This window comes from Klebsiella michiganensis (assembly GCF_015139575.1).
GTDB classification, from domain to species: domain Bacteria; phylum Pseudomonadota; class Gammaproteobacteria; order Enterobacterales; family Enterobacteriaceae; genus Klebsiella; species Klebsiella michiganensis.
In genome coordinates, this window is the sequence record NZ_AP022547.1 from 402,106 (window position 1) to 416,344 (window position 14,239).

Below are 14,239 nucleotides of genomic sequence, written 5' to 3' on the forward strand. Positions count from 1 at the left end.
CAAAGCTATGAATGTACCTTTTAGCTACTCATCACCCACCCTGAGCGTTGAGGCGTTAAAGCACTCTATTGCTTATAAGCTGATGTTTATCATCGGCAAAGATCCGGCTATCGCTAACAAACATGAATGGCTCAACGCCACGCTGTTCGCCGTTCGCGATCGCATGGTTGAGCGCTGGCTGCGTTCAAACCGGGCGCAGCTCTCTCAGGAAGTGCGTCAGGTTTACTATCTGTCGATGGAGTTTTTGATTGGCCGTACCTTGTCCAATGCGCTGCTATCGCTCGGTATTTATGAGGACGTGAACAGCGCGCTGGAAGAGATGGGGCTGAATCTTGAAGAGCTGATTGACGAAGAGAACGACCCGGGCCTGGGCAACGGCGGTCTTGGTCGTCTGGCTGCCTGCTTCCTCGACTCGCTGGCGGCGCTGGGTTTGCCGGGCCGCGGCTACGGTATTCGCTACGACTACGGGATGTTTAAGCAGAATATCGTCGACGGGCGGCAGAAAGAGTCCCCGGACTACTGGCTGGAGTACGGCAACCCGTGGGAGTTCGAGCGCCACAATACGCGCTACAAAGTGCGCTTCGGCGGCCGCATTCAGCAGGAAGGTAAACATTCCCGCTGGGTGGAGACCGAAGAGATTATTGCCGAAGCTTACGATCAGATCATCCCGGGTTTCGACACCGACGCTACCAACACGCTGCGTCTGTGGAGCGCGCAGGCCAGCAGCGAGATCAACCTCGGTAAATTCAACCAGGGCGACTACTTCGCGGCGGTGGAAGATAAAAACCACTCTGAGAACGTGTCGCGGGTGCTCTATCCGGACGACTCCACCTATTCCGGGCGCGAGCTGCGCCTGCGCCAGGAGTATTTCCTCGTGTCGGCGACGGTGCAGGATATCCTCAGCCGTCACTACCAGCTGCATAAAACCTACGCCAATCTGGCGGACAAAATCGCGATTCACCTCAACGACACGCACCCGGTGCTGTCGATTCCGGAGCTGATGCGCCTGCTGATTGACGAGCATAAGTTTAGCTGGGATGAGGCGTTCGAGGTGACCTGCCAGGTCTTCTCCTATACCAACCATACCCTGATGAGCGAAGCGCTGGAGACCTGGCCCGTCGATATGCTGGGTAAAATCCTGCCGCGTCATTTGCAGATTATTTTCGAGATTAACGACTACTTCCTGAAGACCCTGCAGGAGCAGTATCCCAACGATACGGCGATGCTGGGCCGTACGTCGATTATCGACGAGTCTAACGGGCGTCGCGTACGCATGGCGTGGCTGGCGGTGGTGGTAAGCCACAAGGTCAACGGCGTGTCGGAGCTGCACTCCCGGCTGATGGTCGAGTCGCTGTTTGCCGAATTTGCCAAAATCTTCCCGATGCGCTTTACCAACGTCACGAACGGCGTCACTCCGCGCCGCTGGCTGGCGCTGGCGAATCCGCCGCTGTCGAAAGTGCTGGATGAAAATATCGGCCACACCTGGCGTACGGATTTAAGCCAGCTGAAGGAGCTGGAGCAGCATATTGACTATCCGAAGGTTAACCAGGCGGTGCGCCAGGCCAAGCTGGAAAACAAGCAGCGGCTGGCGAACTACATCGGCCAGCAGCTTAACGTGGTGGTCAACCCGAAAGCCCTGTTCGATGTGCAGATCAAGCGTATTCACGAGTACAAACGCCAGCTAATGAACGTGCTGCATGTGATCACCCGCTACAATCGCATTAAGGCCGATCCCGACGCCGAGTGGGTACCGCGGGTGAATATCTTCGCCGGCAAGGCGGCTTCGGCTTACTACATGGCGAAGCATATTATTCATTTAATCAATGACGTCGCGGCGGTGGTGAATAACGATCCGGACGTTGGCGATAAGCTGAAAGTGGTGTTCATTCCTAACTACAGCGTAAGCCTCGCGCAGCTGATCATTCCAGCGGCGGATCTCTCCGAGCAGATCTCGCTGGCGGGGACGGAGGCGTCCGGTACCAGCAACATGAAGTTCGCGCTTAACGGCGCGTTAACCATCGGTACCCTGGACGGGGCTAACGTTGAGATGCAGGAGCACGTCGGGGCGGATAATTTCTTTATCTTCGGTAATACGGCGGAAGAGGTTGAAGCCCTGCGGGCTAACGGCTACAAACCGCGTGATTACTATGAGCAGGATGAAGAGCTGCACCAGGCGCTGACGCAGATCGGCACCGGCCTGTTCAGCCCATCGGAGCCGGGACGCTACCGTGACCTGCTGGATTCGCTGATTAACTTCGGCGACCATTATCAGGTTCTGGCGGATTACCGTAGCTACGTGGATTGTCAGGATAAGGTGGATGAGCTGTACCGTCACCCGGAGGAGTGGGCCAATAAAGCGATGCTGAATATCGCCAATATGGGCTACTTCTCTTCTGACCGCACGATTAAGGAGTATGCCGACCATATCTGGCATATCGATCCGGTAAGGTTGTAACGGATTAGCCATAAAAAACGGGGCCCGCAGGCCCCGTTACTGTTTGCGGTGTTACGACGCCAGCGACAGCTCAGACTTTCCCGCGTGCTGCGCCAGCCACTCGCTGATGCGCGCCTGCTGCTCGTCATTCAGCCACATACCTTGTTTAGTGCGACGCCAGATCGCGTCATCCAGCGAACGAACCCATTCGTGTTCAACCAGATAGCGCAGTTCGGCTTCAAAAAACTCATGGCCGAAATGCTCACCCAGATCGTCCAGTGAGGTCGCCTTATCAAGGATTAGCTCGCTGTTGCTGCCGTAGGTGCGGGCGTAATGGCGGGCCATCGATTCGCTGATAAACGAAAAGCGGCGGCGCAGTTTCGCCGCGTAGTCGTCACGGTCGCTGCCGATATCGCCGCCGGGCAGCACCGCGGTTTTGGTCCATGCCGGGCCGATGCCTTTGTAGTAAGGCGTCAGTTTCTCCAGCGCGTGTTCGGCCAGCTTGCGATAGGTGGTCAGCTTGCCGCCAAAGACCGACAGCAGCGGCGCCTGCCCGTTATCATCATGGATATCAAGAGTGTAATCGCGGGTGATCGCCTGCGGCGAGTCGGATTCATCGTCGCACAGCGGGCGCACGCCGGAGTAGGTCCAGACGATATCGTCCCGCGTGAGAGGCTTTTTAAAGTGGGCGTTATAAACGTTCAGCAGGTAGTTAACTTCGTTGTCGTCGATCGCTACCGCTTTCGGATCGCCTTTATACTCCACGTCGGTGGTGCCGATGATGGAAAATTCATCCATCCACGGGATCACAAACACAATGCGTTTATCTTCATTTTGCAGGATGTAGGCCTGTTTCTGCGTGTGCACGCGCGGCACCACGATATGGCTGCCCTTGATCAAGCGAATACCGTACGGCGAGCGCAGGTGCATCCCTTCGTCGAAGAACTGTTTGACCCACGGGCCGGTGGCGTTAACCAGACCGCGCGCCTGCCAGGTAAACTTCTCGCCGCTATCAATATCTTCGGCTTCGACAATCCACAAACCGTTTTCACGTTTTGCCGAGATGGCGCGGGTCCGCGTGCGCACTTCCCCGCCTTTACGCACCACCATCTGGGCATTGGCCAGCACCAGACGCGCATCGTCAACCCAGCAGTCGGAATATTCGAAACCGCGCACGATTTCAGGTTTAAGTACCGATTCTGTGCCAAAACGCAACCCGGTTGAGCCGGGTAAGCTGGTGCGCTTGCCCAGATGATCGTACATAAACAGGCCAATGCGGATCATCCACGCCGGACGCAGGTGCGGGCGATGCGGTAAACGAAAGCGCATCGGGAAGGCGATATGCGGGGCCATTTTCAACAACACTTCGCGTTCGGCCAGCGCTTCGCTCACCAGGCGGAACTCATAGTGTTCAAGGTAGCGCAGCCCGCCGTGAATCAGCTTTGAGCTGGCGCTGGATGTGGCGCAGGCAAGGTCGCTTGCCTCCAGCATCAGTACGGATAAACCACGCCCTGCGGCGTCTGCCGCGATACCGGCACCGTTGATGCCTCCCCCTATCACAATCAGATCTTTGGTTTCCACGCTCGCCACCTCTTACACTTTCGTTTAAGCTCACAAATGTTCGATATCGCTCAATATAGCAAACAATCGCGCTATTGGTAACATCAAAAAAACATTTCAGAGTGATGCGTGTAACATATTGGCGTTTATTTAGCGCCAGGCTGTACACTAGACGCTAAAATCCAGGGCGTTTCGCCGCCTGCCTGTATATCCGTATATAAAGAAGAGAGCTTATGGATCGCTTTGAATGTATTAACGTAGAAGAAGCCCACCAGAAAATGCACCAGCAGACGGCGGTGCTGGTCGATATTCGCGACCCGCAAAGCTACGCGATGGGTCACACGCCGGGCGCATTCCATCTGACCAACGATACGCTGGGCGCGTTTATGCGCGACAACGACTTTGATACGGCGGTCATGGTGATGTGCTATCACGGCAATAGCAGCAAAGGCGCCGCGCAGTATCTGCTGCAGCAGGGTTACGACAAGGTTTACAGCGTGGACGGCGGGTTTGATGCCTGGCACCGGCATTTTCCGGCGGAAGTCGCGCATGGCGCACTTTAGGCGTTAGCGCCGGTTGTGGCTATAATATCCCCCTTTGTGTGGAATAAGCGATCCGCTGCATGTTAATGATTACCTCTTTTGCCAACCCGCGCGTGGCCCAGGCGTTTGTCGACTATATGGCGACGCAGGGCATTATTCTGACTATTCAGCAGCATACGCAGAGCGATATCTGGCTGGCTGATGAGTCCCAGGCCGGACGCGTACAGGCCGAGCTGGCCCGCTTTCTGGAAAATCCCGCCGATCCGCGTTACCTCGCCGCCAGCTGGCAGTCGGGGCACACTAATAGCGGGCTGCACTACCAGCGCTTTCCCTTTTTAGCGACGCTTCGCCATAACGCCGGGCCGGTGACATGGGGCGTGCTCTTCGCCTGCATCGCCGTCTTTATCCTGCAAACGGTCATTGGCGATCAACCGATCATGCTGCTGCTGGCCTGGCCCTACGATCCTTCGCTGAAATTTGAAGTCTGGCGCTACTTTAGCCATGCGCTTATGCACTTCTCGCTGATGCATATTCTGTTCAACCTGCTATGGTGGTGGTACCTCGGCGGAGCGGTAGAAAAGCGCATCGGCAGCGGCAAGCTGGTGGTGATTACGGTGATCGCCGCTTTGCTGAGCGGCTTTGTGCAGCATCAGTTCAGCGGCCCGTGGTTTGGCGGACTCTCCGGCGTAGTCTATGCGCTAATGGGCTATGTCTGGCTACGGGGCGAGCGCGATCCGCAGAGCGGCGTTTATTTACAGCGCGGCTTGATACTCTTCTCTTTAGTATGGTTAATTGCTGGATGGTTTGATGTTTTCGGCATGTCGATTGCGAACGGTGCGCACGTGGCCGGTCTGGTGACCGGGCTGGCGATGGCGTTTGTTGATACGCAGAATGTGCGAAAACGAACGTAGAGATTCCCAGGGATATTTCATGAAACAAACACAACGTCATGACGCGATTATCGAGCTGGTAAAAAAACAGGGATACGTCAGTACCGAAGAGCTTGTCGAGCAGTTTGCCGTCAGCCCGCAGACCATTCGCCGCGATCTGAATGATTTAGCCGATCAGAAAATGATTCTGCGTCATCACGGCGGCGCTGCGCTACCGTCCAGCTCGGTGAATACGTCCTGGCACGACAGAAAATCGACCCAGACCCAGGAAAAAGAGCGCATCGCCCGCAAGGTGGCGAGCGAAATCCCCGATGGCGCGACGCTGTTTATCGATATCGGCACCACGCCGGAAGCGGTGGCCCACGCGCTGCTTAACCATAACGACCTGCGCATCGTCACCAATAACCTCAACGTCGCCAATACGCTGATGGTGAAAGAGGACTTCCGCATTATCCTGGCCGGCGGCGAGCTGCGCAGCCGGGATGGCGGTATTATCGGTGAAGCCACCCTGGACTTTATCTCCCAGTTTCGCCTTGATTTCGGCATTCTCGGCATCAGCGGTATCGACAGCGATGGCTCGCTGCTGGAGTTTGACTACCACGAAGTGCGCACCAAACGGGCGATTATTGAAAACTCCCGCCACGTGATGCTGGTCGTTGACCATTCTAAATTTGGCCGTAATGCGATGGTCAACATGGGCAGCATCAGCATGGTTGATGCGGTCTATACCGATGTGATGCCGCCCGCCGGCGTACTGAAGGTGATTACCGATAACAACCTTCAGCTGGAGCTGTGCTGAACCTTTAGCATTTCCGGGTCATGCCAGAGCGTTGCTCCGCCTGACGCGCGCGATTGATGGCGTGATGTTGATGAGTGACGGGATTATCTCCGCCGCCAGGCGGAGGGAAACCTGCCGCCGGCGATGACGTAACGGTTATGTTGCCTGAAGCGAGCCGATAGCGGCTTAAACCCCGTATCCCATCATTTTCAACAGCTGCTGGGCATGCTGAACGGCATCCTGGCGGTGCGCCACGCCCAGCTTCTGATACAAGTTACGGATATGCGTTTTAATCGTAGTGGCGGCCACGTCCAGCTCACCGGCAATCTGCTCGTTGCTGTAGCCGGAATAGATAAGTCCCAGGACCTGCCATTCGCGCTGGGTCAGCGGGCTGGTGCGGATAAGCTCCGGCACTTCCGGGTGGTTCAGCAGCCGTTCGACGAAGCTCTCGTCAAAGTGGGCGAACTTATGCCGATGATGCTGGTTGATATCGCGCAGAATACGCTGGGCGCGGTGCTGCTCCAGCTCCGGCAGCGTATTGAGCTGAATCAGCTGGCGCAGCTGCTGCGCCATCGCTTCGCCTTCAATGACAAAATGATTAATAAACCCGGTGCGGTTAGCGAGGGTGAGCGCTTCCAGCAGCGCTTTTTGCGCTTCGCTCTTACGCCCGGCCTGCCAGTAGAGCTGGTTGAGCAGCAGCAGGTTGCGGTTCAGGTCGCTCATCAAACGCAGCGAGCGGGCGTTATCGTTTAGCTCTTCCAGCACCATTTCGGCGGAATCAAAATCGCCGAGCAGGATCTGCGCGCGGGCGATATTGCGCCACTGGCTCTGCAAGAAATGGTTGTTAGCGAATTCCGGTTTTGGCGTCTGGCGCAGCCAGTTTGCCGCGGCGGCTTTATCGCCAATCATCTGCCAGTAGATCACCCGGACTTTGTCGGCATTGGATACCCAGTCGCTATGGTAATGGCCGTTGCCCAGCAGGTTTTCCAGGCGATTCAAATGGCTGCGGGCGTTATCCAGGTCGCCCCGTGCCAGCGAGCACTGTACCATCAGCGTCAGGCACTGCAGCTGCTGCTGCGGCTGATAGGAGGAAAGCACGTTCATGCCGCTGCGCGCGGAGGTCTCCGCTTCATCCAGCCGCGCCCAGGCCCACAGCAGCTGGGAGCGAATCCGCAGCAGGAACTCGTGCATCGGCAGCTGCTCAAGGTGCTGTTCGCGAATCAGCTGGAACGCTTTTTCCTGAATTTCCCAGGCGGCCTGCAGGAACCCCTGCGCAAAGAGGATTTCGCTTTGCTGGATCATGCTCCATAACGCGTAGTGCCAGACGTCATGACGGCGGGCCATCTGTTCCGTCTGCTGCATGACCGCCAGCGATTTGCTCAGCTGGCCTTTGCAGTGCAGAACTTCACCGTGTACGGATGTGGCAACGATACGGCTGTAGTAGCTGGCCAGCGGCAGTTCATCAAGGGCCACCATCGCCAGGCGCTCGGCTTCGTCCTGATCGCCTGCGTTGATCGCCACCTGGGCGCGCAGGGCGTTGAAATCCCCGTGCATGGCGGTGTCCATTTCCGTATCCATCTCCTGCTCGGCGCGCGCCAGCAGGGTATTCACTTCGCTATAGCGGTGCTGGCTCTGCATCAGCCAGGCCTGCAAAAGAATTAAACGCGGGTTTTCCAGCAGGTTTGACCACGGCAGCGCGGCGAGGGACTGCTCCAGCAAACTCAGTTCGCTGTGGTTAAACATGCCCCACGCGTGGTTGAGCAGAATATCGCGCAGCATTTTGGCGTCACCCGCGGCCAGGGCGTGGTGAATGGCTTCGCTCGGGAAGCCTTGCGCCATCCAGCTTTCTGCCGCCGCACGGTGAATTTCCGGCAGCTCAACCGCCAGCTCCCACTGGCAGCGCTGGCGCAGGAAGTTGCCGAACAGCGGATGGTAGCGGAACCATTCGCCGGAATCGTCCATCCGCTGCAGGAATAAGCCCTGACGTTCAATTTCTTCCAGCTGCATCTGGCCATTCTCTTCGCCGGTAACGCGGACGATGAGCGCATCGTTCATTGAACGCAGTAGCGAACTTTTCAGCAGGAAATTACGCGTCCGCGGGTCCACGTTATCCAGCACCTCATCGACCAGATAGTCAGAAAGATGGCTGGCGTTAATGCCGGCAAGACGACGAGCGGAGTGGTGGGCGGAAGTATTGTTCTGGCGCGCCGAGAGGGCAATCAGCTGTAGCGCGGTGGCCCAGCCGGCAACATCGTCGCACAGCCTTTTGCTGTCGTCGGCCTCAATGGGCGAACTGAGACGACAGTCGAAAAACTGCTTGGCTTCCTGATGGGTAAAAGCCAACTGCTGGCTGCCGATTTCCAGCAGCTGATCGCGCACGCGCAGGTTGGCGATACCCAGCTGCGGCAGATTACGCGACAGCACCACCAGCGTCATATTTTCTGGCTGATGGCGGAGGAAGAAACGCATTGCGTCATGAATCACCGGATTGCTGATCAGATGGTAATCATCAATCACCAGGAACAGCGGGCGCTGCCAGTCGGCCAGTTCAATAAACAGTTGTGCGAAGAGGGAAGGCAGGCTGGCGTACTGGCGCTTTTGCACCATCGCTTCGCTGGCCGCGCAGTGGCCGCCGGTTGCCTGTTGAACGGCGGCGATAAGATAGCTGGCAAAACGCTCCTGTTGGTTATCGCCTTCATCCAGGGAGAACCAGCCGAGATCGTTTTTCCCCGCCGCCCATTGAGACACGAGCGTGGTCTTACCGTAGCCAGCCGGGCTGGTCACCAACGCGAGACGATAATTGTTCGCGCCGGAAAGTTTCGCCAGCAATCGCTCACGAACCACAGTGTGTTCAAGGCGGACCGGGCGACTTAATTTAGACGGAATCAACATAGTTCTTCATTTCGCTGTGCAAGGGAGGAGTTGCGAATTTTTTTGCGCTTCGTAATTAATATCCAATAAGGTCGGCCATAATGAATTTTATTGCAAGTTATGTCCGAGTTTTATGCTCTTGAATTTGCTCTATGTCACAAATTTGGACATAGAGAGAAATTCACAGAAATCCGCGTCAGCGTGCGCGGTTATTGGGATTGCGCAGGTTACAGGCACGATAAGCTAATCTTTTATTACAAAATTAGTAGCTGTTTGTTTTTAATAAAATATTATCAGCGAAATCTTATAAGTCATCTTTTTGAGCTATTTCTACATTAAAGTACGTTTATTCCCCTGATATTTACTTTTATTTGGCAATATTTACACAACGGCATTTCGCTTGCTTTTATCGTCCTGGCTTGTAACAAAATTTTTAGCGCAAGGCGGGCCGGTTTGTTGTTTCGGTATGGCGAATTTTGCAGCATAATTTTTGCCGGTAGGCTAACGTAATAGTGGCCACGATCACACTTTTCGCTCATCCCTGCTACTCCTCCCCGGCTAATCCCTGGCGGGATGAGGACGCGACTCCGGGAGGTCGGCACACTAACGCTAACGTTTTAGTAAAGGACCCGGATTACTTATGTCACAGACTTCTTTTAACAAAGCTCAGTTTCAGGCTGCACTGACGCGTCAGTGGCAGCATTTTGGTTTACAGTCCGCTTCCGAGATGACCCAGCGTCAGTGGTGGCGCGCCGTTAGCGGTGCGCTGTCCGAGCTGTTGTCGGCTCAGCCGGTAGCAAAAGCGGCCGAAGGGCAGCGCCACGTAAACTATATCTCCATGGAGTTTTTGATTGGTCGCCTGACCGGCAACAACCTGCTTAACCTTGGCTGGTATCAGCAGGTCAGCGATGAGCTTCAGGCCCACGACATTAATTTGACCGACCTGCTGGAAGAGGAAATCGACCCGGGTCTGGGCAACGGCGGTCTTGGCCGTCTGGCGGCTTGTTTCCTTGATTCAATGGCTACCGTTGGCCAGTCGGCGACCGGCTACGGCCTGAACTACCAGTACGGTCTGTTTCGCCAGTCTTTCGCTGACGGCCAGCAGATGGAAGCGCCGGATGACTGGGGGCGTAATAGCTACCCGTGGTTCCGCCACAACGAAGCGCTGGACGTGCAGGTTGGCCTCGGCGGTAAAGTGACCAAAAGCGGTGAGTGGATACCGGCATTCGTGATTACCGGCGAAGCCTGGGATCTGCCGGTGCTGGGCTACCGCAACAACGTGGCTCAGCCGCTGCGCCTGTGGCAGGCTAAGCACGCGCATCCGTTTAACCTGACCAAATTCAACGACGGCGATTTCCTGCGTGCCGAACAGCAGGGCATTGACGCCGAAAAACTGACGAAAGTTCTCTACCCGAACGATAACCATCAGGCGGGTAAAAAACTGCGTCTGATGCAGCAGTACTTCCAGTGCGCCTGCTCGGTTGCCGATATTCTGCGTCGCCATCATCTGGCGGGCCGCAAGCTGGCGGAGCTGGCGGATTATGAAGTCATCCAGCTTAACGATACTCACCCGACGATTGCGATTCCGGAACTGCTGCGCGTGCTGATTGATGAGCATCAGCTGAGCTGGGACGACGCCTGGGCGATTACCAGCAAAACCTTCGCGTATACCAACCACACCCTGATGCCGGAAGCGCTGGAGTGCTGGGATGAGAAGCTGGTGAAAGCGCTGCTGCCGCGCCACATGCAGATCATCAAACAGATTAACGACCGCTTTAAAACGCTGGTGGATAAAACCTGGCCGGGCGATAAGCAGGTATGGGCGAAACTGGCGGTGGTGCACGATAAACAGGTTCGCATGGCGAACATGTGCGTGGTGAGTGGCTTTGCGGTTAACGGCGTTGCCGCGCTGCACTCCGACCTGGTGGTGAAAGATCTGTTCCCGGAATATCACCAGCTGTGGCCGAATAAATTCCATAACGTCACCAACGGTATTACCCCGCGCCGCTGGATCAAACAGTGCAACCCGGCTCTGGCCGCGCTGCTGGATAAAACCCTGAAGAAAGAGTGGGCCAACGATCTCGACCAGCTGATCAACCTCGAAAAATATGCCGATGACGCTAAGTTCCGTCAGACGTATCGCGACATTAAGCTGGCCAACAAGGTTCGTCTGGCGGAGTTTGTGAAGCGGCGTACCGGTATCGAGATTAATCCGCAGGCGATTTTCGATATCCAGATTAAACGTCTGCACGAGTACAAACGTCAGCACCTCAATCTGCTGAACATCCTCGCGCAGTACAAAGAAATCCGCGAGAACCCGCAGGCGGACCGCGTACCGCGCGTGTTCCTGTTCGGTGCGAAAGCGGCGCCGGGCTACTACCTGGCGAAGAATATTATCTGGGCGATCAACAAGGTTGCCGCAGCGATCAATAACGATCCGCTGGTTGGCGATAAGCTGAAAGTGGTATTCCTGCCGGACTACTGCGTCTCGGCGGCGGAAATGCTGATCCCGGCGGCGGATGTCTCCGAGCAGATCTCTACGGCGGGTAAAGAGGCCTCCGGTACCGGCAATATGAAGCTGGCGCTGAACGGCGCGCTGACCGTGGGAACCCTGGACGGGGCGAACGTGGAAATCGCTGAGCAGGTGGGTGACGAAAACATCTTTATCTTCGGTCATACCGTGGAAGAAGTGAAAGCGCTGAAGGCCAAAGGCTACGATCCGCTGAAATGGCGTAAGAAAGACAAGCTGCTGGACGCGGTGCTGAAAGAGCTGGAGAGCGGCAAATATAGCGATGGCGATAAGCATGCCTTTGACCAGATGCTGCATAGCCTGCTGAAAGGCGGCGATCCGTACCTGGTGCTGGCTGATTTTGAAGCCTACGTGGCGGCGCAGAAGCAGGTTGATGCGCTGTATCGCGACCAGGAGGCCTGGACGCGCGCAGCGATCCTGAACACCGCGCGCTGCGGCATGTTCAGCTCCGACCGCTCGATTCGCGATTATCAGCAACGTATCTGGCAGGCAAAACGCTAAGGACAGGCCTATGGAGACTAAACGCCTTGATAACGCTGCCCTGGCGGCGGGAATAAGCCCAAGCTACATCAACGCTCATGGAAAGCCGCAGTCCATTGCTGCGGTGACCAAGCAGCGGCTGCTTGATGCGATGCATCGTACAGCGACCGCCGTGAAGGCGGCGGTTAACCCGCTGCCTGCGGTGCAGGTGTTCACCTACGGCAAAAAGATGTCTCTGCCGGTGGCGGGCCAGGGGGAGTTCCACTGGATCCTCACCACCGAAGAAGGGAAACAGTATCAGGGCCAGGCGCGCGGCGGTGAAACGCTGCCGCTGCCGGCAAGATTGCCGGAAGGGTACCACACGCTGACGCTGACTCAGGACGGCGACCGCTGGCACTGCCGGGTCATCGTCGCGCCCGCGCGCTGCTACGAACCGCAGGCGCTGAAGGATGGCAAGAAGCTGTGGGGAACCTGCGTACAGCTGTATACGCTGCGCTCGGAGAAGAACTGGGGGATTGGCGACTTCGGCGATTTACGCGCGATGCTGCCGGAAATCGCCCGCCGCGGCGGTGCGTTTATCGGGCTTAACCCGATCCACGCGCTCTATCCGGCTAATCCGGAGAGCGCCAGTCCGTACAGCCCCTCTTCGCGCCGCTGGCTCAACGTTATCTATATTGACGTCAATGCGGTAGAGGATTTCCGACACAGTAAAGAGGCGCAGAAATGGTGGCAATCACCGGCTACGCAGCAGGCCCTACAGGCCGCGCGTCAGACCGATGATGTTGACTACACCGCCGTGACCGCCCTTAAGCTCACTGCACTGCGCATGGCCTGGAAAGGTTTTTCCGCACGTAACGATGAGACGACGGCGGAGTTCCGTCAGTTTGTGGCGCGCGAGGGGGAAAGCCTGTACTGGCAGGCGGCGTTTGACGCGCTGCACGCCTGGCAGGTTAAGCAGGATCCGCTGCGCTGGGGCTGGCCCGCGTGGCCGAAGGCTTATCAGGATACCGATAGCCCGGAGGTTAAAGCGTTCTGCACCGAACACGCCGATGAGGTGAATTTTTACCTGTGGCTGCAGTGGCTCGCTTTCACTCAGTTTGCCGAATGCTGGCATACCAGCCAGAACGACGCTATGCCGATCGGCCTGTATCGCGACCTGGCGGTGGGCGTTGCGGAAGGCGGGGCGGAAACCTGGTGCGATCGCGAGCTGTACTGCCTGAAAGCTTCCGTCGGCGCGCCGCCGGATATCCTGGGCCCGCTGGGACAAAACTGGGGCCTGCCGCCGATGGATCCGCATATCATCGTGGCGCGCGCCTATGAGCCGTTTGTCGAACTGCTGCGCGCCAACATGCAAAACTGCGGGGCGCTGCGCATCGATCACGTGATGTCGGTGCTGCGTTTGTGGTGGATCCCTTACGGTGAAACGGCCGATCACGGCGCCTATGTACAGTATCCGGTCGACGATCTGTTGTCGATTCTGGCGCTGGAGAGTAAGCGTCATCGCTGTATGGTGATCGGCGAGGATCTGGGAACCGTACCGGTAGAGATAGTCGGTAAGCTGCGTAAAAGCGGCGTTTACTCTTACAAAGTGCTCTATTTCGAAAATGACCACGAGAAGACTTTCCGTGCGCCGAAGGCGTATCCGGAGCAATCAATGGCTGTGGCTACGACGCATGACCTGCCAACGCTGCGCGGCTACTGGGAAAGCGGCGACCTGACGCTGGGTAAATCGCTTGGCCTGTATCCGGATGCGGTGGTACTGCGCGGACTGTATCAGGACCGCGAGCGGGCGAAGCAGGGGTTGCTGGACGCTCTGCACCGCTACGGCTGTCTGCCGAAGCGTACCGGGCACAAAGCGTCGCTGATGGCGATGACGTCGACCCTCAATCGTGGAATGCAGCGCTATATTGCCGACAGCAACAGCGCCCTGCTGGGCCTGCAGCCGGAAGACTGGCTGGAGATGGCCGAGCCGGTCAATATTCCGGGCACCAGCACGGAGTATCCAAACTGGCGTCGCAAGCTCTCCACCACCCTCGAGGCGATGTTTGCCGATGAGCAGGTGAATAAGCTGCTTAAGGATCTGGATAAGCGGCGTAAGGCGGCGAGTAAGAAGAAGCCAGCGTGATGTCAACGCGATAAAAAAGCCGGGAAGCG

General features: G+C 56.8%; 8 protein-coding genes. 6 read left to right on the forward strand and 2 right to left on the reverse strand.

Features of this window, described 5'->3' with window-relative positions:
• The first annotated feature begins 7 nt into the window (after positions 1–7).
• On the forward strand, positions 8–2,455 hold the full coding sequence (glgP, locus tag JLG71_RS01850) for a glycogen phosphorylase (protein WP_014227071.1): 2,448 nt from the start codon (positions 8–10) through the stop codon (positions 2,453–2,455).
• Between the two features lie 51 nt (positions 2,456–2,506).
• Here glgP and glpD read toward each other — a convergent pair whose 3' ends face one another.
• Entirely contained in the window at positions 2,507–4,015 is a 1,509-nt protein-coding gene (gene glpD / locus JLG71_RS01855) for a glycerol-3-phosphate dehydrogenase (RefSeq protein ID WP_004854978.1), read from the reverse strand.
• A 212-nt stretch (positions 4,016–4,227) separates the two neighbouring features.
• Between glpD and glpE the strand changes: the two genes are divergently transcribed.
• From glpE to JLG71_RS01870, 3 genes are read left to right on the forward strand one after another with little or no spacing between them, the layout of a single operon-like run.
• Complete coding sequence (gene glpE / locus JLG71_RS01860) at positions 4,228–4,557, forward strand: thiosulfate sulfurtransferase GlpE (RefSeq protein WP_004126086.1); 330 nt, start codon at positions 4,228–4,230, stop codon at positions 4,555–4,557.
• A gap of 59 nt (positions 4,558–4,616) precedes the next feature.
• A complete protein-coding gene (gene glpG, locus JLG71_RS01865) occupies positions 4,617–5,447 on the forward strand; it encodes a rhomboid family intramembrane serine protease GlpG (protein WP_049084393.1) in 831 nt (276 codons plus the stop codon).
• A 19-nt stretch (positions 5,448–5,466) separates the two neighbouring features.
• A complete protein-coding gene (locus tag JLG71_RS01870; protein ID WP_004106478.1) occupies positions 5,467–6,225 on the forward strand; it encodes a DeoR/GlpR family transcriptional regulator in 759 nt (252 codons plus the stop codon).
• Between the two features lie 165 nt (positions 6,226–6,390).
• Here JLG71_RS01870 and malT read toward each other — a convergent pair whose 3' ends face one another.
• Positions 6,391–9,096: an HTH-type transcriptional regulator MalT gene (gene malT / locus JLG71_RS01875; RefSeq protein ID WP_014227069.1), complete on the reverse strand. Its 2,706-nt coding sequence runs from the start codon at positions 9,094–9,096 to the stop codon at positions 6,391–6,393.
• 619 nt (positions 9,097–9,715) lie between these two features.
• Between malT and malP the strand changes: the two genes are divergently transcribed.
• The gene (malP, locus tag JLG71_RS01880; protein WP_025107849.1) at positions 9,716–12,106 is read left to right on the forward strand and encodes a maltodextrin phosphorylase; all 2,391 of its coding nucleotides are present in this window, start codon (positions 9,716–9,718) and stop codon (positions 12,104–12,106) included.
• A gap of 10 nt (positions 12,107–12,116) precedes the next feature.
• Positions 12,117–14,210, forward strand: a complete 2,094-nt coding sequence (gene malQ, locus JLG71_RS01885) for a 4-alpha-glucanotransferase (RefSeq protein WP_025107848.1) — start codon at positions 12,117–12,119, stop codon at positions 14,208–14,210.
• Positions 14,211–14,239 lie beyond the last annotated feature (29 nt).

Excerpts from the sequence above, each read along its gene's own strand:
- glgP (WP_014227071.1), top strand. The coding sequence starts at position 8 with ATGAATGTACCTTTTAGCTACTCATCACCCACCCTGAGCGTTGAGGCG.
- glpE (WP_004126086.1), top strand. The coding sequence starts at position 4,228 with ATGGATCGCTTTGAATGTATTAACGTAGAAGAAGCCCACCAGAAAATG.
- glpG (WP_049084393.1), top strand. The coding sequence starts at position 4,617 with ATGTTAATGATTACCTCTTTTGCCAACCCGCGCGTGGCCCAGGCGTTT.
- JLG71_RS01870 (WP_004106478.1), top strand. The coding sequence starts at position 5,467 with ATGAAACAAACACAACGTCATGACGCGATTATCGAGCTGGTAAAAAAA.
- malT (WP_014227069.1), bottom strand. The coding sequence starts at position 9,096 with ATGTTGATTCCGTCTAAATTAAGTCGCCCGGTCCGCCTTGAACACACT.
- malP (WP_025107849.1), top strand. The coding sequence starts at position 9,716 with ATGTCACAGACTTCTTTTAACAAAGCTCAGTTTCAGGCTGCACTGACG.
- malQ (WP_025107848.1), top strand. The coding sequence starts at position 12,117 with ATGGAGACTAAACGCCTTGATAACGCTGCCCTGGCGGCGGGAATAAGC.